Here is a 19,174-nt window from a genome sequence, read left to right on the forward strand (position 1 = left end):
ACGTGCTGAGGGTGGCCGGTGCACGGCTTCTCGACGATCGTCACCGCTCCGGGGTGCACGACGTGCTGGACGCCGACCCCGTCGCCTCCTGCATGGTCGCGGCGCGGGTCGAGGCGGTCGGTCTGGACCCGTGGCGGCTGGGCGGGGAGCTGTGGTCGCACGGCGGCCCGGCCGAGGGGCTCTGCTTCTCCGGGGCGAACCTGGTGCCGCTGCGCGGTGAGCGGTCCGCGCTGCGCGCGTTCGCCGACCGGGCCCGGCGCGCCGGCCGGGCCTGCTCGTCGCTGGTCGGCCGGGCCGAGCTGGTGCTGCCGATGTGGGACGAGCTGTCCTCGGTCTGGGGGCCCGCCCGCGAGGTCCGCCCGGACCAGCCGCTGATGACGCTGACCGGCATGCCCGCCGTCCCGCCGGACCCGCAGGTGCGGCCGGTCCGGATCGAGGAGCTGGACCGCTACCTGCCCGCCGCGGTCGCGATGTTCACCGAGGAGGTCGGCGTCGACCCGCGGGACGGCGACGGCGGCGCCGGCTACCGCGCCCGGGTCGCCGAGCTGATCACCTCCGGCCGGGCGTTCGCCCGGTTCCAGGACGGCGAGGTCGTGTTCAAGGCCGAGATCGGCGCGCTGTCCCGGCAGGTCGGGCAGATCCAGGGGGTCTGGGTGCACCCGGCGTGGCGCGGGCACGGGCTCGGCACCTCGGGCACCGCGTCGGTCGCGGTGGCGCTGGGGGCGATGGGGCGCTGCGCCAGCCTGTACGTCAACGCGTTCAACTCGCCCGCCCGCGCCGCCTACCGGCGGGTGGGGTTCACGCAGGTCGCGCAGTTCGCGACCGTCCTGTTCTGAGCCGCGGCGGCGCACCGTCCCGCCACGGGCGGCACGCCCGGGCACGGAGACCGGCGGCGGCGCCCGCCGCGTGCAGCGCCGCGGTGCCGGTGCGGCCGGCCAGCCGGCGCAGCCAGGTCAGCGGCACCAGCGACTCGCCGACCGCCGCCGGGCCGTAGGCCGCCATCTCGCGCTGGTAGGTGAGCAGAGCGAGCGGCACGGTCGTCGCCCCGTCCCGCGCCCGGACGAGCTCGCGGGCCAGCACGTCGGCGTCCCGGATCGCGGTGGCCGCGCCCCGGCCGCCGGTCGGCGGCATCGCGTGCACCGCGTCGCCGAGGGCGGTGACCCGGCCGACCGGCCACGGCGTGGGATCGGCGTCCGGGTCGGCGGCCAGGAACCGGAAGTGCGCGGTGCTCGCCGGGTCGATGTGTCCGGCGAGTTCGCACAGGTCCGGATGCCAGCCGCGCAGGAGCTCGCCGGTCAGCGCGACGAGATCGGGCCCGTCCGATCCGCGCGGATCGACGGGGAAGCGCGCGGCCGGGAGCATCGGGCCGCACACCAGCGAGGCCGGCTCCACCATCGCCGGCGGCGCGGTGCACGACGACGCCGCGACCGGGCTGCTCGCCGGGTCGTGCACGCTCAGGAACAGTCCGAGCCCGCCCGGCCCGAGCGCCAGCAGCGGACCGTGCCGCAGGGCGTCCGGGAGCAGCCCGCGCAGGTCGTCGTCGAGCGGGATCCGGCCGGCGAGGCCCTCGATCCCGGTCGGTGCCGACAGCGGACGCCCGGCGAGCGCGCGGGCGAGCGCCGATCCGGCGCCGTCGGCGCCGACGAGCACGTCGCCGATCTCCGGGCCGCCGATGAACTCCGCCCGCACCCGGCCGTCCGGGATCGTCGTGTGCCCGGTGTACGACGACCCCCACCGGACGTCGAGATCGTGTGCCAGCAGGGTGCGCAGCGGGATCCGCCCGATCATCAACCGGTCGCCGGCCGGGAGGGTCTGCGTGGTGAGTGCCCGCAGCCGGTGGTCGGTGACGGTGAACCGGTGGAACGCCGTGCCGCCGCCCGCGGAGGCCAGGACCGCCTGCAGCACGGGTGGCGGGAGCAGCCGGGCCAGCGCGGACCGGGCACCGTCGTCGAGATGGAGCCGGTAGCCGCCGGTGCACTCCGGGCGCGGATCGCGATCGTGCACCACCACCTCGATCCCGTTGTGGTGCAGTCCCTGGGCGAGCGCGAGCCCGCCGATCCCGCCGCCCGCCACCACGACCCGCATCCCGCACCTCCGGTATCAGGAGCCTGATAAAAATAAGGTACCTGATAGTTTCGGCCGGTGCACGATGCCGACATCCCGCTCTGGGAGCTGATCCGCACCGCCCACGTCGTCTCCCGCGGTTTCCACCGGGTGTTCGCGGCGGCCGGGCTGACCCCGACCCAGTTCGGGGTGCTCGCCGAACTGCGCGACCGGGAGCGCACGGGCGCCCCGTCGCCGTCGCAGGCCGAGCTGGCGCGGGTGGTGCTGCTGCGGCCGCAGAGCGTCGGCGAGCTGGTCACCGATCTCGTCGGGCGCGAGCTGATCCGGCGGGACGGGCCTGCGGGCCGGGGGCGCCGGACCGGGCTGGTGCTGACCGCCGCGGGTTCCGCGGCGCTGGATCGGGCGTGGCCCCTGGTGGAGGCGTTCAACGCGCCCTCGTCGACCGGGCTGGACGATCGGCGGTCCGCCGAGCTCGTCGCGATGCTGCGGACCGTGCGGGAGCACCTCGCCGCCGTCGAGGAGTGAGCCGCGGCGCCGCGGTGAGCGGTGCCGTCCGGCCGGTGTGATCCCCGGCCCGTCATACTCGGCGACCGTGCTGCGCTCCCTGCGGAACCGACCGGTCGTGCTCGCCGTGGTGATCGCCGTCCTGGCGACGGCCGGGGTGGTCGTCGCACTGTGGCGCCCCTGGGACGGCGCGGGCAGCGCCGCGGAGCGCTACGTCACCGCGTGGGCGGCCGGCGACGCCCCCGCCGCGGCGGGGCTGACCAGCGACCCGGAGGCCGCCGGGGCCTACCTGGAGCGGGCCCGCACCGACCTGGACGCGACGTCGATGACGGCCCGGGTCACCGGCACCCGCACCGACGACGGCCGGGCCACCTCGACCGTGGACGTCGACTGGGACCTGGGGCAGGGCCGCCGCTGGGCCTACACCCTGGAGCTGCCGCTCCTCGCCGCGCCGGGGACGGCGGCGAACGACACCGGCTGGGCCGTCGACTGGTCGCCCGCCGCGTTCGCGCCGGGCCTCGGCGACGGGCAGCGCCCGGTCGCCCGCACCGTGAACGCCGAACCCGCCCCGGTGCTCGACGCCTCCGGGGCGACCCTGCTGGCGCCCGTCCCGGTCGTGTCGGTCACCCTCGACCGCAGGCAGGGCGATCTCGCGCGGACGGCGTCGACGCTCGGCGCGGCACTCGGCGACGTCGACCCGGCGATCACCGCGCGCAGCATCACCGACGGCGCGAACAACACCCCGGAGGACCAGGCGTACACCGTCGTCGTGCTGCGCGAACCCGACTACGACCGGGTCCGCGACCGGATCGAGGACCTGCCCGGGGTGCGGTTCGTCCGCTCCACCCGGCTGCTGCCGCCGGACTCCGGGTTCGCCGGCCAGGTGATCCAGGGTGCGCGCACCGAGATCGACCGGGCCGCCGGGGGGACCCCGGGCTGGTCGGTCGACGCGGTCGGGGCCGACGGTGCCACCGCGTCGTCGCTGACCGGAGCGCCGCCCGCACCCGGGCAGCCGGTCACCCTGGAACTGGACCGCACCGTGCAGGACGCCGCGCAGGACGCCGTGGACGGCGAGTCGCGGCAGGCGATGATCGTCGCGGTCCGGCCGTCGACCGGGGCGGTGCTCGCGGTCGCCCAGAACGCCGCTGCCGACCGGGACGGCACGCTCGCGCTGACCGGCCGCTACCCGCCGGGCTCCACCTTCAAGATGGTGACCGCCTACGCGGCGATGCCGGCCGAGAACCTGACCCCGCAGACGCCGGTGGAATGCCCCGGCACCACGGTGATCGACGGCCGCACCATCCCCAACGAGGACTCGTTCGTGCTGGGCACCGTCCCGCTGCAGCAGGCGTTCGCCCGCTCCTGCAACACGACGTTCTCCCGGCTCGCGCTCGGCCTGCCGCCCGAGGGCCTGCCCGAGGCGGGCCGGGAGCTCGGCTTCGGCGCGGACTGGACGATCCCCGGCATGACGACGATCACCGGCTCGGTCGACGCCGCCACCGACGACCTGCAGCGTTCCGTCGACGGCATCGGGCAGGGCGACGTGCTGGCCTCCCCGTTCGGGATGGCGCTGGTGTCGGCCACGATCGCGCACGGCGCACCGGTCACCCCGGCGCTGATCCGCGGCCTGCCCACCGAGGCGACGATCGCCCCCGGCACCCCGGACCCGGCCGTGCTCGACCAGCTCCGGCCGATGATGCGGGCCGTCGTCACCTCCGGCACCGCGACCGCGGCGAACGGGCAGGGCGAGGTGTTCGGCAAGACCGGCACCGCCGAGTACGCGGGCCCGGACGGCACCAACCGCGCACACGGCTGGTTCACCGGCTACCGCGGTGACCTGGCGTTCGCGACGCTGATCGTGGACGGCGGCTCGTCCGGCCCGGCCGTCCAGCTCTCGTCCCGGTTCCTGGCCGACGTGCCCCGCTGATCACCGATCCGGAACCGGGACGTCCGCCGGGCGACCGGCCCGGTTCCCGATTCGCGATCACGGCCGGGGGGAGCGCTCTTGCCCCGGCGCCTACCCTGGTCGGCGTGCACCCGAGCCGGATCCCCGCCCTGGCGCTCGCTGCCGACCTCGTCGCGGTCGTGGTGTTCGCCGCCGTCGGCCGGATCAGCCATGCCGAGTCGGACAGTCTCGTCGGCCTCGCCGGTACCGCGCTGCCGTTCCTGATCGGCGCCGGGGTCGCCTGGGCGACACCCTGGGTGCGTGCCTCGCCGGCGTCGCTGTGGGCCGGGTCCGTGGTGCTCGCCTGCACCGCGGGCATCGGGTTCGCGCTGCGGCTGGGCTTCCTCGGGCGGCTGCCGCTGTCGTTCGCGGTCGTCGCCCTGGTGTCGCTGGCGGTGCTGCTGCTCGGCTGGCGCGGGCTGTCCGGCGTGGTGGCCCGGCTGCGCGGCCCCCGGGAGCCGTCCCACGGCTGACCGGGACGGGCCCGTCCCGGGGGTCACACCCCGCGGCCCGGTCGGCACCGCGCGGCGAGGCATACCATGGAACGCATGGCCACCCGCACGTTGCTCGTCCCCGGCACGCCGACCCCGATCCGCGAGGTGCCGGCCCACATCCCGCGGCCGGAGTACGTCGGCAAGCCGTCCCCGGCGCGCAGCCGCCGCGGCGACGTGCAGACGCCGGAGACGATCGAGCTCATGCGGCACGCCGGCAAGGTCGCCGCCGAGGCGCTGCGGCTGGCCGGGGAGGCCGTCCGCCCCGGCGTCACCACCGACGAGATCGACCGCGTGGTGCACGAGTTCCTGATCGACTCCGACGCCTACCCGTCGACGCTGGGCTACCGCGGCTTCCCGAAGTCCTGCTGCACCAGCCTCAACGAGGTCATCTGCCACGGCATCCCGGACACCACCGTGATCAACGACGGCGACATCGTGAACGTCGACGTCACCGCCTTCGTCGGCGGCGTGCACGGCGACACCAACGCCACGTTCCTGGCCGGGGACGTCGCCGAGGAGCCGCGGCTGCTGGTCGAGCGCACCCGCGAGGCCACCATGCGGGCGATCAAGGCGGTCCGCCCGGGCCGCGAGCTGAACGTCGTCGGCCGGGTCATCGAGTCCTACGCCAAGCGCTTCGGCTACGGCGTCGTCCGCGACTTCACCGGGCACGGCATCGCCCACGAGTTCCACTCCGGGCTGGTCGTGCTGCACTACGACGAGCCCGACGTGCACACCGTCCTCGAGCCGGGGATGACCTTCACCATCGAGCCGATGATCACCCTCGGCGGGATCGAGCACGACACCTGGGACGACGACTGGACCGTCGTCACCAAGGACAGGTCCTGGGTCGCCCAGTTCGAGCACACCATCGTCGTCACCGACGACGGCGCGGAGATCCTGACCCTGCCCTGAGCCCGCACCCGCCGGCCGCGGTCCGCACCTGCTGCGGGGGGTGCGGACCGGGGCCGGCGGGTGCGGACGGCCTCAGGCGGCGCGGCGCTCCCGGAGCACGGCGAGCGCGTCGTCGGCGTGCCGGGTCATCGCGGTCTCGGAGCCGATCTCGGCCAGGATCCGGCGGTCGGTGTCGATCACGAACGTCCGCCGCCGGGTGTGGAAGTTGCCCGGCAGCCAGGCCCGCCACGCGCCGAACGACTTCGCCACGGTGTGCTCGGCGTCGGACAGCAGCGGGAACGACAGCGCGTTGGCGGCGGCGAACATGCCCTGCTTGTCGACCCGGTCGCTGGAGATCCCGACCGGCTGCGCGCCCAGCTCGGCGAACTCCGCGGCCAGGTCCCGGAAGTGGCACGCCTCCTGGGTGCAGCCGCTGGTCATCGCGGCGGGGTAGAAGAAGAGCACCACCGGACCGGCGGCGAGCAGGCTGCTCAGCCTGCGCGGGGTGCCGGTCTCGTCCTGCAGTTCGAAGTCGGTCGCGAGATCGCCGACGGCCATGGTCTCTCCTCGTCGCGGATGGGGACTCACCCGGTGTTCGTCCCGGCGCGGGGCTCCGGTTCGATGATGATCAGTTTCTCATCCCGCACGGTGCGGCGCCCGCGGAGGAAGCGGGAGGAACCCGCTGGTCCGGCGGACGTAGTCGGCGTAGCCGGGCCGCCGCCCGGCGATGTCGCGCTCCAGCAGCGCCGCGCCGGTGCCGCGCACCAGGTTCACCGTGATCGCGGCGACGCCGACCAGCCCGACCAGCCCGGCCGGGTGGTGCAGCGCGAGGATGCCCAGCCCCCACCACACGCAGGCGTCGCCGAAGTAGTTCGGATGCCGGGTGAAGCGCCACAGCCCGGTGTCGAGCACGGCACCGCGGTTCGCCGGATCGGCGGTGAACCGGGCGAGCTGGGCGTCGCCGACGGTCTCGAAGCCGAACCCGACCGCCCACACGAGCACGCCGGCCACCGTCACGACCAGCCCCCAGCCGCCGACGGCGCCGTAGGCGGCGACCTGGACGGGCAGCGACACCAGCCACATCACCGCGCACTGGGTCAGGTAGACCTTCCGGAACGCGCTGCCCGGCGACCGGGCGAGCAGCTCGACGTAGCGCCGGTCCTCACCGCGGCCGCGGTTGCGGCGGGCGATGTGCCAGGCCAGCCGGCCGCCCCAGAGCGCGACGAGCAGCACCACCAGCCAGCGCCGCCAGGCCGGGCCCGCCGGATCCAGCACCGTCGCCGACACCGCGGTGACCAGCGCGACCAGGACGAACCCGAGCCCCCAGAGGACGTCCGCGCCGTCGTGCCGCCCGCGCCGCACGCCGATCGCGTACCCGGCCACGGCCAGCACCAGGACCGCGACCGCGGTGATCGCCAGGTTCGCGCCCCAGGCCGCCCACGGGAACGGCGTCACCGGAGGGTGACCTGCCCGGGCGCGGCGGCCGCGCCGTCCAGGGCCGGATCGAGCCCGAGCACGCCGGTGCGGCTGCGCGGCAGCCCGGACGCGCCGTCCGGGCCGGGCCGCACGGCGAGGATCTGGTGCACGCCCATCCGGTTCTGCTCGAACGCCAGCGCCGCCCCGGCCAGGTACAGCAGCCAGATCCGCCACTGCTCCTCGCCGATCATCCGGGTCGCGGTCTCCCGGTGCCGCTGCAGCGTGTCCAGCCACGGCCGGACGGTCCACACGTAGTGCTCGCGCAGCGAGTGCACGTCGACGATCTCGTGCCCGGCCCGCTCCAGGAAGCCGAGCGTCTCGCCGAGCGGGCGCATGTACATGTCCGGCGCCACGTAGGACTCCATGAAGGCGCCGCCGCCCGGGGCGGTGTTCGCGCCGGCCGCGCCGCGCGACATCTGCTGCAGCAGCAGCCGTCCCTGCGGGCGCAGCATGCGGTGCAGCTGCGCGGCGTAGACCGGGTAGTTGTCCTGCCCGACGTGCTCGCCCATCTCGATCGACGCGACCGCGTCGAACTGCTCGGCCGGGATCTGCCGGTAGTCCTGCAGCCGGATCTCCACCCGCTCGGACAGGCCGGCCCGGCGGACCCGCTCCACGCCGTAGTCGCGCTGCTGCGCGGACAGCGTGACGCCGGTGGCGTGCACGCCGTAGTGCTCGGCGGCGTGCACCAGCAGCGACGCCCAGCCGCAGCCGACGTCGAGCAGCCGCATCCCGGGCCCGAGGCCGAGCTTGCGGCAGATCAGGTCGAGCTTGTCGCGCTGGGCGTCGACGAGGCCGTAGTCGGGGCCCTCCTCGCGGGTCCAGTAGCCGCAGGAGTAGGCCATCTGCGGGTCGAGCAGGAAGGCGTAGAACTCGTTGGACAGGTCGTAGTGGTGGCTGATCGCGGCCCGGTCCCGGCCGCGGGTGTGCAGCCGGCCGCCGATCCGCGCCTCCGAGGCGGGCGGCCGCGGCGGCGGCCCGACGGCGCCGAGCCGGGCGGCGGTCCGGACCGCCGCCAGCTTCTGCCGGCCGGACGGGCGCACCGCGCCGGAGCCGGGCCGGGCGAGCGCCCAGAACCGGGACAGCCCGTCCGCGACGTCGCCGTCGACGGACAGGTCGCCGGAGACGAAGGCGCGGGCCAGGCCGAGCTCGCCGGGCGCCCACAGCAGCCTGCGCAGCGCGCGCCGCCGGTGGACGACCACGGTGGGCGGGTCCGGGTCCTCGGCCGTGCCGCGGTGGCCCGCCTCGCTGCCGTCCCAGGCGCGCAGCCGGACCGGCAGCGGGGCGCGCAGCACGTCCTCCAGCAGGGCGGCGAGCCGGTCGGCGGCGGTGGCGCTCACGAGGACACCCCCGGGCGGCGCTGCAGCGAGAACTGGAAGACGTCGAGGTAGCCGACCCGGAAGCCGGCCTCGCAGTAGCCCAGGTAGAACTCCCACATCCGGCGGAAGGTCTCGTCGAAGCCGAGCGCGGCGACGTCCTCCCAGCGGTCCAGGAAGTCCCGCCGCCAGTGCCCCAGGGTGCGGGCGTAGTCGTAGCCGAGGCTGCGCCGCTCGGTGACCCGCAGGCCGGTGTCGGCGGCCAGGTTCTGCTCGATCGAGGTGACCGAGGGGATCAGGCCGCCGGGGAAGACGTACTTGTGGATCCAGGTGTAGTCGTCCTTGGAGACGACCATCCGCTCGTGCGGCATGGTGATCGACTGCAGGCCGACCCGGCCGCCCGGGGCGAGCAGCCGGTCCAGCGCGGCGAAGTAGGTGGGCCAGTAGTCCTCGCCGACCGCCTCCACCATCTCCACCGAGACGACGGCGTCGTAGCTGCCGCGCGCCTCCCGGTAGTCGCGCAGCAGCACCTGCACCCGGTCGGCGACGCCGGCCTCGGCGATCCGCCGCTCGGCGAGGTCCTTCTGCTCCTGGGAGATGGTCAGCGTGGTCACCCGGGCGCCGCGCTGCGCGGCGCGCGTCGCGAGGCCGCCCCAGCCGGTCCCGATCTCCAGCACGTGCATCCCGTCCCGGACGCCCGCCATGTCCAGGATGCCGTCCATCTTGCGCTGCTGGGCGAGCACCAGGTCGTCGGAGCCGTCGGCGAACCAGCCCGAGGAGTACGACATGGTCTCGTCGAGGAACAGCGCGAACAGCTCGTTGGACAGGTCGTAGTGGCGGTGGATGTTCTCCCGGGACCCCTCCAGCGAGTTGCGCTCCTCGCGCGGCTGGCGGGCCTCGGCGAAGCGCCGCCCGAGCCGCTGCAGCGCGGGCGGGACCAGCGTGGACAGCCGGGCCGCGAACGGCGTCAGCAGGCCGGGCAGGTCGGTGGTCGTCCAGTCGCCGACCATGTAGGACTCGCCGAACCCGATCTTGGAGTTCGCGCCGAGCCGGGCGAAGAACGCGGCGGGCCGCTCGATCCGCATGACCGGGCTGTCCGGTCCGCCCGCGCCGAGCCGCTCGCCGCCGGGCAGCACCACCCGCACCGGCAGGCTCCGGACCGCGTTGCGGAACAGCGACTCGGCGATCCGCGCCTTCACCGGTGCCGAGGGCGGTGTCGCCAGGCCGGGCCAGACCCCCTCGTTGGGGCGCGGCACGGCGTGCGCGCGGCGCCGCCCGTTCCGGGCCGGTCCGGTCACCGGCACGTCGTGCTGCATGGTCATCGGGTGATCCCTTCCTCGTCGACGATCTGGTGTGGAGGGTGTTCGGCGGGCGGCGCCGGACGGTTCTGCGGCGGTCCGGTGGGGCGCGGCACGATCGGCAGCCTGCGCAGCCACAGCGCGATGCCGTGCAGCCGGATCAGCAGCGAGGTGCGGCGGGTGACCAGCGGCCTGCGCAGCACGCTGCGGACGATCTCCCGGGTGGTGGCCGGACGGCGGGTGCCGGTCAGCGTCGCGGCCAGCGCGGGCCGCCCGTCCTGGTGCAGGGTGACCGCGACGGCGAGCCGCTCGCCGGGCGGCGGGAGCGACATCGTGTAGTGGCCGCGCACCTCCAGGAACGGCGAGACGTAGAAGTCCTTGTCGGCGCCGGCCCGGCCCCGCTCGTCCGGCCGCAGCAGGTAGCAGTGCCGTCCGCCGTAGGTGTTGTGCACCTCGGCGACGACGCAGGCGAGGCTGCCGTCGGCGCGATGGCACCAGAACACCGAGATCGGGTTGAACACGTGGCCCAGCTCGCGGGCGTGCGCGAGCATCAGCACCCGGCCGCCCGCCAGGTCGACGCCGTGCCCGGCGAGCAGCTCGTCGACGTTCTCCCGGATGCTGCGGGCCGGGTCACCGAGATGGTCCTCGGCCCGGAACCGGGCGAACGGGCGCAGCCAGAACGGCAGCTCGGGCAGCGCGTCCAGGTCGACCAGCCACAGCTGGGTGGGGTGCGCGAACGCGGTCCGCAGGTCGCGGTGCCGGGCGTGCCGCACCTGCGCGTCGTAGATGGCGGGCGCCGGGGTCACCGGGCGTCCCAGCCGGCCCCGAGCGCGGCGGCGGCGCGCACGCCGGACGCGCAGCCGTCCTCGTGGAAGCCCCAGCCGTGGTAGGCGCCCGCGAATGCGGTGACCGGCGTGTTCAGCTCCGGCAGCCGGCGCTGCGCGGCGACCGAGTCCGGTGTGTACACCGGATGCTGGTAGCTCATCCGGGCGACGACGGCCGCCGGATCGACCCGGCCCGCCGCGCCCAGGGTGACGACCCAGTCGTCCGGGTCGGTGAGCCGCATCAGCCGGTTCATGTCGTAGCTGACCAGCACCGGGGCGTCCGGGTCGGGGGAGCAGGCCGGCTTGAGGTAGTTCCAGGACGCCCGCGCGCCCGCGGTCCTGGGCAGCAGCGAGGTGTCGTGGTGCAGCCAGGTCTCGTTGCGCGAGTAGGTGAACGCGCCGAGCACGTCCCGCTCGGCCGCGGTGGCGTCGGCGCCGAGGATCCGCAGCGCCTGGTCCGGGTGGGTGGCGACGACGACCTTGTCGAACCCGGCGACACCGCCGGCGTCGTCGGTGACCTCGACTCCGGCCGGGGTCCGCAGCAGGGCGCGCACCGGGGTCCCGGTCCGCACCGCCGGGAGCTGCTTGACGATCCGGTCCACGTAGGACCGGGAGCCGCCGGTCACGGTGCGCCACCGCGGGGAGCCGCCGATCGCGAGCATCCCGTGGTGGTCGAGGAAGGTGAACAGGTAGCGGGCCGGGTAGTCCAGCGAGAGCGCCGCGCCCGCCGACCACACGCAGGACACCACCGGGATCATGAAGTGGTCGACGAAGTAGCGGGAGTAGCCGCCGATCGCCAGGAACGCGCCGAGCGTGACGTCACCGGCCAGCTCGTCGTGCAGCACCCGCCGGGCGTGCCGGTGGAAGCGGGTCACCTCGGCGAGCATCCGCAGGTACTGCGGCCGGGCCAGGTTCGACGCCTGCGGGAACAGCCCGCCGATCCGGCGGGCACCGGCGTACTCCAGCCCGCAGCCGTCGCACCGGACCGACATCGACATGTCGGACTCCTGGGTGGCGACGCCGAGCTCGCCGAACAGCCGCAGCAGGTTCGGGTAGGTCCGGTCGTTGTGCACGATGAAGCCGGTGTCGACGGCGGTGATCCCGCCGTCGGAGGTGGTGAGCTCGTGGGTGTGCGCGTGCCCGCCGGGCCGGTCGTCGGCCTCGTACAGGGTGACGTCGTGGGTTCCCGCGAGCAGGTGCGCGGCGGTCAGGCCGGACACCCCGCTGCCCACCACCGCGACGGTCGGGCGACCGGTCATCGTCTCGCTCCTGTCCGTGTCGGGCACCGGCGGCTCACCGGTGCGCCGGTCCGAGGGCGACCCGCAGCCCGGCGGGCGCGGGTTCCGTCATGGCGTTCGAGACGACCGGGTCCGGGGGTTCGGCCCCGAGCTCGCCGAGCACGAACCGGCGCACCAGCGCCGTCCAGTCCGCGGCCCGGCGGAGCATCGCGTGCCCGTCGCCGTGCACGTCGAAGCGCGCCACCCGGCCGGTGACCTCGCGGGCCCGCAGCGCGTAGGCGTACGACGCGGCCGGATCGGTCATCCGCTCCCGGTCGCCGTGCGCGATCAGCACGGCCCGCCCGGCCAGCTGCGCGACCGGGTCGGTGCCGTCCAGCCAGGGCGCCAGCGCGCAGACGGCGACCACGCCGGGGGCGCCGGCGGCCCGCAGCACGGCCCGCCCGCCCATCGAGTGCCCGACCAGGACGACCGGGCGTCCGGGATGGCGGTCGGTCAGCTCCCGGACCGCCCACCGGACGTCCTGGAGGGCGTCCATCGCGGGGCCGTTCCAGCCGCGCACCCGGTAGCGGAGCAGATGGGTGGCGATCCCGGTGCCCAGCGCGGTGCGGTACCCCCGCCCGGCGCGCTCCACGGCGCGGGCGAACGGCGACATCCGCCGGTACGCCAGGCCGCGCCGGCGGGCCGGTGCCGTCGAGTGCGCCCGCCCGCCGTGCGCGACCAGCAGCACCCCGGCCGGTTCCGGGCGGGCCCGGCCCACCGTGTCCAGCTGCGGCGTCGGGTCGGGCACGGTTCACCTCTCGGGGCCGGGTGCGGATGTCACGGGTGGTTCGTCCGGCGGGCCGCCGACGGCCCGGTGGTTGGGACCGGCATCACACCGGCAGTGGTGGACCGCGGCCCGGTGACTCGGTGGGATGCGGGAGGCACGGTCCCCGGCGGCCGCACCGGTTCCGTGGGAGTACGGACGCGGCGCGGCCGGACGGGTCGCAGGATCACCCCCGGTGGGGCGCCGCGACCGTGGTGCGCCGCCGGAATCATCACCCGGCCCGGTGGATCCGGCGACCGGGGAGCGACGAGGATGTGGGGCGTCCCCGGCCCGATCGGGGACACCGGACGCGAGGAGCGCAACGATGGGCATGCCACCGGAGCTGACGGTGCGGCAGCGGATCGCGGCGACGCTGCGCCGCCGGCGGCGCGGGTCGGGATTCTGGTTCGGCCTGGCGATCGCGGTCATCTGGCCGTTCGTGCTGTGGGGCACCCGGCCGGGCTGGCGGGGCGGCGAGCACCTGCCGCGGACCGGCGGCGCGCTGCTGGTCGCCAATCACGTCTCGTTCTCCGACCCGATCTTCGACATCGCCTTCGGCACCACGCACGGCCGGATGCCGCGGTTCATGGCGAAGTCGGAGCTGTGGAGCGTGCCGGTGGTGAAGTGGGTGCTCGGCGGGGGCGGGCACATCCCGGTGTACCGGGCGTCGAAGCGGGCGGCCGAGTCGTTCGCCGGCGCGATCGACGCCCTGGAGCGGGGCGAGATCGTCGCCGTCTACCCGGAGGGCACCTACACCGCCGACCCGGACGGCTGGCCGATGAAGCCCAAGAACGGCGTCGCCCGGATCGCGCTGCGCTCCGGCGCGCCGGTGATCCCGATGGCCAACTGGGGCACCCAGGACTTCCTGCCCGCCGAGGGGCGGCCGCGCTTCCGCCCGCGCAAGCGGATCGGCATCGCCCTCGGCCCGCCCGTCGACCTGTCGGAGTTCGAGGGGAAGCCGCTGACCCGCAGCACCCTGGACGCCGCCACCAGGAAGATCATGGACGAGGTCACCACGCTGCTCGAGCAGATGCGCGACGAGACCCGCCCGGCCACCCCGTACGACCCGGAGCTGGGTGGGCGCGGCGGGTCCCCGGGGGAGCCGGTGGATCCGGCCGAGCGCGCGGCGAGCTGACGCCGACCGACGCTGACCCCGAACTCCTCGTCGACACCAGCGTCGCCGTGGCGCTCAGTATCGCCGATCATCAGGCGCGCTCCGGGTGCCGGGCCGCGGTCGAGGGGCGTCGACTGGGGCTCTCCGGGCACGCCGCGTTCGAGACCTTCTCCGTGCTCACCCGGCTGCCACCGCCGACCCGTCGGACCGGCCGAGCCGTCTCCGTCCTCCTGGCACACAACGTCCCGCACACGGTGTTCCTCGACAGCGAGGCCGCGTCCGATCCGATGACCCGGCTGCCGGAGGTCGGGATATCCGGTGGTGCGGTCTACGACGCGCCGGTCGGGATGTGCGCACTGCGTGCGTCCGTCCCGCTGGTGACCCGCGACCGCCGAGCACCCGTGACCTACCGGGCGCTCGAGATGGACGTCGTCCTCGTCGAGTGAGACGAGCCGGAGGTGACAGCTAGATCTCCAGGCCGAGCAGGGCGTTCTCGACGACCTCCGGCAGCGCCGGGTGGATCCAGTACTGCTGGGTCGCCAGCGCCCGCGCGTCCTGCCCGAACACCATGGCCTGGATCAGCTGCTGGATCAGGGTGGACGCCTGCGGCCCCAGGATGTGCGCGCCGAGCAGCCGCCCGGTGCCCTTCTCCGCGACGATCTTGCAGAGCCCGGTGCGGTCCTCCATGGCCCAGCCGTAGGCGACGTCGCCGTAGTTCTGCACCTTCACCGTGACGTCCAGGCCCTGCTCGCGGGCCTCGGACTCGGTGAGCCCGACGGCGGCGATCTGCGGCTCGGTGAACACCGCGGACGGGACGAGATCGTGGTTGGTCGCGCGCAGCTCGGCCGGGTTGCCCAGGTTGTGCCCGACGATCTTGGCCTCGTGGTTGGCGACGTGCTTGAGCTGGTGCGGCGAGCTGACGTCGCCGAGCGCCCACACGTTCTCGGCGGAGACGCTGCGCTGGAACTCGTCGACGGCGACCCGGCCGTCGGCGTGCACGGTGATCCCGGCCCGGTCCAGGTCCATCCGGTCCCCGTTCGGGATCCGCCCGGTGGCGACCAGCAGGGTGTCGGCGACGACCTGCGAGCCGTCGTCGAGGGTGATCGTGACCTCGCCGCCGCCGCCGGTCCCGTCGCCGGACAGCGCGGTGACCTGGCGGCCGAGCCGAACGTCCCAGCGGGCGGCGGCGATCTCGGTGAAGCGCTCGGAGATCGTGTCGTCGAGATGGCGCAGCAGCCGCGGGCCGCGGGCGATCACGGTGACCTCGGCGCCGAGCGCGGAGAACACGTGCGCGAACTCGCTGCCGATGAAGCCGCTGCCCAGGATCGCGAGCCGGCGCGGGACGGCGTCGATCCGCATCACGGTGTCCGAGGTCTCGAACGGCACCCCGGAGGCGGCGACCACCGGCGGGATGCTGGGCCGGGAGCCGGCGGCGATCACCACCCGGTCGGCGGTGACGACCTCGGTGCCGGAGCCGTCGGTCCGGTCGACGGCGAGCTCGCGCTCCCCGGTGAACCGGGCGTGCCCGAAGTACACGGTGACGTTCGGGCTGCGCTCGACCCGGTACTCGCGGCCGCCGGCGGAGATCGGGTCGATCCGGCCGAACACCCGGTCCCGGATGTCGGTCCAGCGGATCTTGTCGATGCTCGCGTCGACGCCGTAGGTGTGCGCGTGCCGGACGGTCTCGGCGACGTCGGCGGCGTAGACGTACATCTTGGTCGGGATGCAGCCGACGTTGAGGCAGGTGCCGCCGAACACCCCGTGCTCGACCAGCGCCACGTCCAGCCCGGCGAACCGCTCGTCCAGGAAGGTGTTGCCGGAGCCGGTGCCGATGACGACCAGATCGTGGTGGGACACACCGCGAGGCTAACCGCTTCCGTGGCGGCTCCGCGGTCTGGTACCCAGGGGCGGTGACCGTGCACACCCCGGGCGCCACGGTGCGCCGCAGCTGGGCGCCCGATCTCGACACCGGCACCCTCTACGCGCTGCTCGCGCTGCGCACCGAGGTGTTCGTCGTCGAGCAGGAATGCCCCTACCAGGAGCTCGACGGCCGCGATCTGGAACCGCGGACCCGGCACTACTGGCTGGCCGCCGAGCGCGGCGACGACGTCGAGATCCTCGCCACCCTCCGACTGCTGAAGGAGCCTGGCGGCGGCTACCGGATCGGGCGGGTCTGCACCCGGTCCGACGCCCGCGGCCGCGGCCTCGGGCACCGGCTGATGGACGCCGCGCTGGCCGAGGTCGGCGACGGGCACTGCGTGCTCGACGCCCAGCAGGCGCAGACCGCCTTCTACCGGCGGCACGGGTTCGAGGTCGCGGGGGAGCCGTTCGTCGAGGACGGGATCCCGCACGTCCCGATGGCCCGGTCGCGGGCCTGAGGTGGGCGAGTTCGACGGCCTGGTGGCCCTGGTGACCGGCGGCGCGTCCGGGATCGGGGCCGCCGTGGCCCGGCGGCTCACCGCCGACGGCGCCCGGGTGGCGGTGCTCGACCTGGACGTCGGCGAGGTCCCCGCGGGGACCGTGGGGTTCGCCGCCGACGTCACCGACGACGGCTCGGTGCGCCGCGCCGTCGACGCCGTCGTCGACCGGTGGGGCCGGCTCGACGTGCTGGTGAACAACGCCGGGATCGGCGCGCAGGGCACCGTCGCCGACAACCCGGACGACGAGTGGCTGCGGGTCCTGGACGTCAACCTGCTCGGCGTCGTGCGCACCACCCGCGCCGCGCTGCCCGCGCTGCGCCGGTCACCGGCGGCCGCGGTGGTGAACACCTCGTCGATCGCGGCGACCGCCGGCCTGCCGCAGCGCGCGCTCTACAGCGCCAGCAAGGGCGCGGTGCTGGCGCTCACCCGGGCGATGGCCGCCGACCACCTCGGCGAGGGGATCCGGGTGAACTGCGTCGATCCCGGCACCGCCGACACCCCGTGGATCGGCAGGCTGCTGGCCGCCGCCGAGGACCCGGCCGCCGAGCGGGCCGCGCTGGAGGCCCGCCAGCCGCACGGCAGGCTGGTCACCGCCGACGAGGTGGCCGGCGCGGTCGCCTACCTGGCCTCCCCGCGCTCGGGATCGACCGCGGGGACCGCGCTCGCCGTCGACGGCGGGATGCAGGACCTCCGGCTCCGGCCGCGTCCGGCGGGCTGAGCGACCCGGGACCGCCGCTGCCCCGAACGGCCGCACCGCCGGATCGGGTCGCGATCATGCTCGCGCGTCGGCACCGGCGCCGGTGCGTCGTGCGCGATACTCCCGCGTGACCACGACCGGGAGGGGCGGAGTTCGGATGAGCGACGAGCGACGGGGCGAGCGGCCCGCGTGGGGCCGGGTCGGGCCGGAGGACCCCACCGCGGACCCGGCGACGCATCCCGCGCTGCGGGTCCCGGAGCCGTCGACCGAGCTGGAGCCGTCCGAGCAACCGACGGTCGCGGTGCCCACCGACGGATCGCAGCCCGCCGGCGACGACAGCACGACGGTGCGCCGCTCCATCCCGCACAGCCGCACCGGCGGGCTGTGGGCGGCGCTGATCCTCTCCGCCGTCGTGCTGATCTTCCTGCTGATCTTCATCGTGCAGAACACGACGCCGGTGGTGATCAACTTCCTGTGGCTGAGCGGCACCCTGCCGACCGGGGTGGCGCTGCTGTTCGCGGCGATCGCCGGGATCCTGCTGGTCGCGGTCCCGGGGACCGGGCGGATCCTGCAGCTCCGCCGGGAGGCCCGGAAGCACTAGGCTCCCGGGCCGCCCCGGCGGCACCGGCGATCGTCCGCCGGCCGGGTGTCAGCGCCGACGGCCGCGCCCGCGGCCCTTGGCCGGTGCGGGCTGCTGGCTGCGCGGGGTCGGGATCGGCTCGCCGGACGGCTCCCGCGACCCGGTGACCCGGACCAGGTCCGGATGCCCCGGCCCGACCCGGGCCACCTCGGGCTTCACCCCGGCCTGCCGGGTGAGGGTGTCGACCTCGGCCTTCTGCTCCGGCGTCGCCAGCGTGACGACCACGCCGTCCTCGCCGGCCCGCGCGGTGCGCCCGGCGCGGTGCAGGTACGCCTTCGGGTCGGCCGGCGGGTCGACGTGCACGACCAGGCCGACGTCGTCGATGTGGATGCCGCGGGCGGCGACGTCGGTGGCGACCAGCACCGGCACCTCACCGGAGCGGAAGTCGTCGAGCGCCCGGTTGCGCTGGTTCTGCGAGCGCCCGCCGTGCAGCGGCCCGGCGGCGACCCCCTGGCGGCGCAGCACCCGCACCATCCGGTCGGCGCCGTGCTTGGTGCGCACGAACAGGATCGTCCGGCCCTCCCGGGCGGCGATCTCGGCGATCACCCGGGCCCGGTCGTCCGGACCGACGACGAGCACGTGGTGCTCCATCGTGTCGACGCTCGCCGTCGCCGGGGCGACCGAGCGGGTCACCGGGTCGGTCAGGTAGCGGCGGACGAGCGCATCGACGTCGCCGTCCAGGGTCGCGGAGAACAGCAGCCGCTGGCCGTCGGACGGGGTGCGGTCCAGGATCGAGCGGACCTGCGGCAGGAAGCCCATGTCGGCCATCCGGTCCGCCTCGTCGAGCGCGGTGACGGTGACCTCGGACAGGTCGCAGGTGCCCTGCTGGAGATGGTCGGTGAGCCGGCCCGGGGTGGCGACCAGCAGATCGACCCCGCGCCGCAGCTCGGCGACCTGCTTGGACATCGACAGCCCGCCGACGATCGTGGCGAGCCGCAGGTTCGCCGGCCCGGCCAGCGGGGTCAGGACGTCGACCACCTGGGCGGCCAGCTCGCGGGTCGGCACCAGGACCAGCCCGAGCGGGGCCCGCGAGCGGGCCCGCTCACCGGTCAGCCGGGCGAGCAGCGCCAGCCCGAACGCGAGCGTCTTGCCGGAGCCGGTCTGGCCGCGGCCGAGCAGGTCGCGCCCGGCCAGGGTGTCCGGCAGGGTGGCCGCCTGCACCGGGAACGGTGCGGTGAAACCCTCGGCGGCCAGCGCCTTCACCAGGGACTCGGGCAGACCGAGCTCGGCGAACGACGGCATGCCCGACTCGGGGGCCGTCCACTGGACGTCCGCGGTGCCGGTGGTGCTCGCCGGGGCGGCCGGCCCGCGGGACTGCTGTGGCGCGCCGGAGCCCTTGCCGCGGCGCCGCCGGTTCGGCCGGCCGGCCCGGGCCGGTGCGTCGCCGCCGCGGTTGCCCTCGGTGCGGGGGCCGTGCGCGGCGCGCGGGTGCTCGGCGTCGGTGCGGCGGCCGC

The 19,174-nt window shown here is 75.3% G+C and carries 20 protein-coding genes; 10 read left to right on the forward strand and 10 right to left on the reverse strand.

Features of this window, described 5'->3' with window-relative positions; all coding sequences use genetic code 11:
• Positions 1–2 precede the first annotated feature (2 nt).
• Positions 3–836, forward strand: coding sequence for a GNAT family N-acetyltransferase (locus ABD160_RS32325; protein WP_344030255.1), 834 nt, complete (start codon positions 3–5; stop codon positions 834–836).
• Here ABD160_RS32325 and ABD160_RS32330 read toward each other — a convergent pair.
• Positions 799–2,085, reverse strand: coding sequence for an FAD-dependent oxidoreductase (locus tag ABD160_RS32330; protein WP_344030258.1), 1,287 nt, complete (start codon positions 2,083–2,085; stop codon positions 799–801). The two genes, ABD160_RS32325 and ABD160_RS32330, sit on opposite strands and share 38 nt — an antisense overlap.
• Before the next feature lie 57 nt (positions 2,086–2,142).
• Between ABD160_RS32330 and ABD160_RS32335 the strand changes: the two genes are divergently transcribed.
• The 4 genes from ABD160_RS32335 (at position 2,143) to map (ending at position 5,919) form a co-directional block, all read left to right on the forward strand.
• Positions 2,143–2,589 carry a MarR family winged helix-turn-helix transcriptional regulator gene (locus ABD160_RS32335; protein WP_344030260.1) on the forward strand — a complete coding sequence of 149 codons (447 nt, stop codon included), beginning with the start codon at positions 2,143–2,145 and terminating at the stop codon, positions 2,587–2,589.
• 67 nt (positions 2,590–2,656) lie between these two features.
• A complete protein-coding gene (locus ABD160_RS32340) occupies positions 2,657–4,495 on the forward strand; it encodes a penicillin-binding transpeptidase domain-containing protein (RefSeq protein ID WP_344030263.1) in 1,839 nt (612 codons plus the stop codon).
• 104 nt (positions 4,496–4,599) lie between these two features.
• A complete protein-coding gene (locus ABD160_RS32345; protein ID WP_344030266.1) occupies positions 4,600–4,986 on the forward strand; it encodes a DUF3054 domain-containing protein in 387 nt (128 codons plus the stop codon).
• Between the two features lie 75 nt (positions 4,987–5,061).
• A complete protein-coding gene (gene map, locus ABD160_RS32350) occupies positions 5,062–5,919 on the forward strand; it encodes a type I methionyl aminopeptidase (protein ID WP_344030269.1) in 858 nt (285 codons plus the stop codon).
• A 72-nt stretch (positions 5,920–5,991) separates the two neighbouring features.
• Here the strand turns inward: map and ABD160_RS32355 are convergent, their stop codons facing one another.
• From ABD160_RS32355 to ABD160_RS32385, 7 genes are all read right to left on the reverse strand, one after another.
• Positions 5,992–6,456 (reverse strand): peroxiredoxin, encoded by a 465-nt coding sequence (locus ABD160_RS32355; protein WP_344030272.1) that lies wholly within the window; start codon positions 6,454–6,456, stop codon positions 5,992–5,994.
• A 78-nt stretch (positions 6,457–6,534) separates the two neighbouring features.
• Positions 6,535–7,353, reverse strand: a complete 819-nt coding sequence (locus tag ABD160_RS32360) for a DUF1295 domain-containing protein (protein WP_344030275.1) — start codon at positions 7,351–7,353, stop codon at positions 6,535–6,537.
• Positions 7,350–8,711, reverse strand: coding sequence for a class I SAM-dependent methyltransferase (locus tag ABD160_RS32365; RefSeq protein ID WP_344030278.1), 1,362 nt, complete (start codon positions 8,709–8,711; stop codon positions 7,350–7,352). Before ABD160_RS32365 ends, ABD160_RS32360 begins: the two co-directional genes overlap by 4 nt.
• Positions 8,708–10,003, reverse strand: a complete 1,296-nt coding sequence (locus ABD160_RS32370; RefSeq protein ID WP_344030306.1) for a class I SAM-dependent methyltransferase — start codon at positions 10,001–10,003, stop codon at positions 8,708–8,710. The genes ABD160_RS32365 and ABD160_RS32370 overlap by 4 nt, the downstream gene beginning before the upstream one ends.
• Positions 10,004–10,005: 2 nt before the next feature.
• Entirely contained in the window at positions 10,006–10,791 is a 786-nt protein-coding gene (locus ABD160_RS32375; protein ID WP_344030281.1) for a DUF1365 domain-containing protein, read from the reverse strand.
• Positions 10,788–12,068 carry an NAD(P)/FAD-dependent oxidoreductase gene (locus ABD160_RS32380; RefSeq protein WP_344030284.1) on the reverse strand — a complete coding sequence of 427 codons (1,281 nt, stop codon included), beginning with the start codon at positions 12,066–12,068 and terminating at the stop codon, positions 10,788–10,790. Before ABD160_RS32380 ends, ABD160_RS32375 begins: the two co-directional genes overlap by 4 nt.
• Before the next feature lie 34 nt (positions 12,069–12,102).
• Positions 12,103–12,834: an alpha/beta hydrolase gene (locus ABD160_RS32385; RefSeq protein WP_344030286.1), complete on the reverse strand. Its 732-nt coding sequence runs from the start codon at positions 12,832–12,834 to the stop codon at positions 12,103–12,105.
• Between the two features lie 340 nt (positions 12,835–13,174).
• Here ABD160_RS32385 and ABD160_RS32390 point away from each other — a divergent pair, with 340 nt between their 5' ends.
• Entirely contained in the window at positions 13,175–13,984 is an 810-nt protein-coding gene (locus ABD160_RS32390; protein WP_344030289.1) for a lysophospholipid acyltransferase family protein, read from the forward strand.
• Positions 13,981–14,409, forward strand: a complete 429-nt coding sequence (locus ABD160_RS32395) for a type II toxin-antitoxin system VapC family toxin (protein WP_344030309.1) — start codon at positions 13,981–13,983, stop codon at positions 14,407–14,409. Before ABD160_RS32390 ends, ABD160_RS32395 begins: the two co-directional genes overlap by 4 nt.
• Before the next feature lie 19 nt (positions 14,410–14,428).
• Here ABD160_RS32395 and ABD160_RS32400 read toward each other — a convergent pair whose 3' ends face one another.
• Complete coding sequence (locus ABD160_RS32400) at positions 14,429–15,820, reverse strand: mycothione reductase (RefSeq protein WP_344030292.1); 1,392 nt, start codon at positions 15,818–15,820, stop codon at positions 14,429–14,431.
• 53 nt (positions 15,821–15,873) lie between these two features.
• Between ABD160_RS32400 and ABD160_RS32405 the strand changes: the two genes are divergently transcribed.
• The 3 genes from ABD160_RS32405 to ABD160_RS32415 all read left to right on the forward strand — a co-directional run bounded on the left by ABD160_RS32405 (position 15,874) and on the right by ABD160_RS32415 (position 17,681).
• A complete protein-coding gene (locus ABD160_RS32405) occupies positions 15,874–16,341 on the forward strand; it encodes a GNAT family N-acetyltransferase (protein ID WP_344030295.1) in 468 nt (155 codons plus the stop codon).
• Position 16,342: 1 nt separating this feature from the next.
• Complete coding sequence (locus ABD160_RS32410) at positions 16,343–17,101, forward strand: SDR family NAD(P)-dependent oxidoreductase (RefSeq protein WP_344030298.1); 759 nt, start codon at positions 16,343–16,345, stop codon at positions 17,099–17,101.
• A gap of 136 nt (positions 17,102–17,237) precedes the next feature.
• Positions 17,238–17,681: a LapA family protein gene (locus ABD160_RS32415; protein ID WP_344030301.1), complete on the forward strand. Its 444-nt coding sequence runs from the start codon at positions 17,238–17,240 to the stop codon at positions 17,679–17,681.
• Between the two features lie 48 nt (positions 17,682–17,729).
• Here ABD160_RS32415 and ABD160_RS32420 read toward each other — a convergent pair.
• A partial coding sequence (locus ABD160_RS32420; RefSeq protein ID WP_425563702.1) for a DEAD/DEAH box helicase occupies positions 17,730–19,174 on the reverse strand: 1,445 nt, incomplete at its 5' end.

This window comes from Pseudonocardia kongjuensis (assembly GCF_039526905.1).
Taxonomy (GTDB): Bacteria; Actinomycetota; Actinomycetes; order Mycobacteriales; family Pseudonocardiaceae; genus Pseudonocardia; species Pseudonocardia kongjuensis.

Excerpts from the sequence above, each read along its gene's own strand:
- ABD160_RS32415 (WP_344030301.1), top strand. The coding sequence starts at position 17,238 with ATGAGCGACGAGCGACGGGGCGAGCGGCCCGCGTGGGGCCGGGTCGGG.
- ABD160_RS32390 (WP_344030289.1), top strand. The coding sequence starts at position 13,175 with ATGGGCATGCCACCGGAGCTGACGGTGCGGCAGCGGATCGCGGCGACG.
- ABD160_RS32370 (WP_344030306.1), bottom strand. The coding sequence starts at position 10,003 with ATGCAGCACGACGTGCCGGTGACCGGACCGGCCCGGAACGGGCGGCGC.
- ABD160_RS32380 (WP_344030284.1), bottom strand. The coding sequence starts at position 12,068 with ATGACCGGTCGCCCGACCGTCGCGGTGGTGGGCAGCGGGGTGTCCGGC.
- map (WP_344030269.1), top strand. The coding sequence starts at position 5,062 with ATGGCCACCCGCACGTTGCTCGTCCCCGGCACGCCGACCCCGATCCGC.
- ABD160_RS32330 (WP_344030258.1), bottom strand. The coding sequence starts at position 2,085 with ATGCGGGTCGTGGTGGCGGGCGGCGGGATCGGCGGGCTCGCGCTCGCC.
- ABD160_RS32355 (WP_344030272.1), bottom strand. The coding sequence starts at position 6,456 with ATGGCCGTCGGCGATCTCGCGACCGACTTCGAACTGCAGGACGAGACC.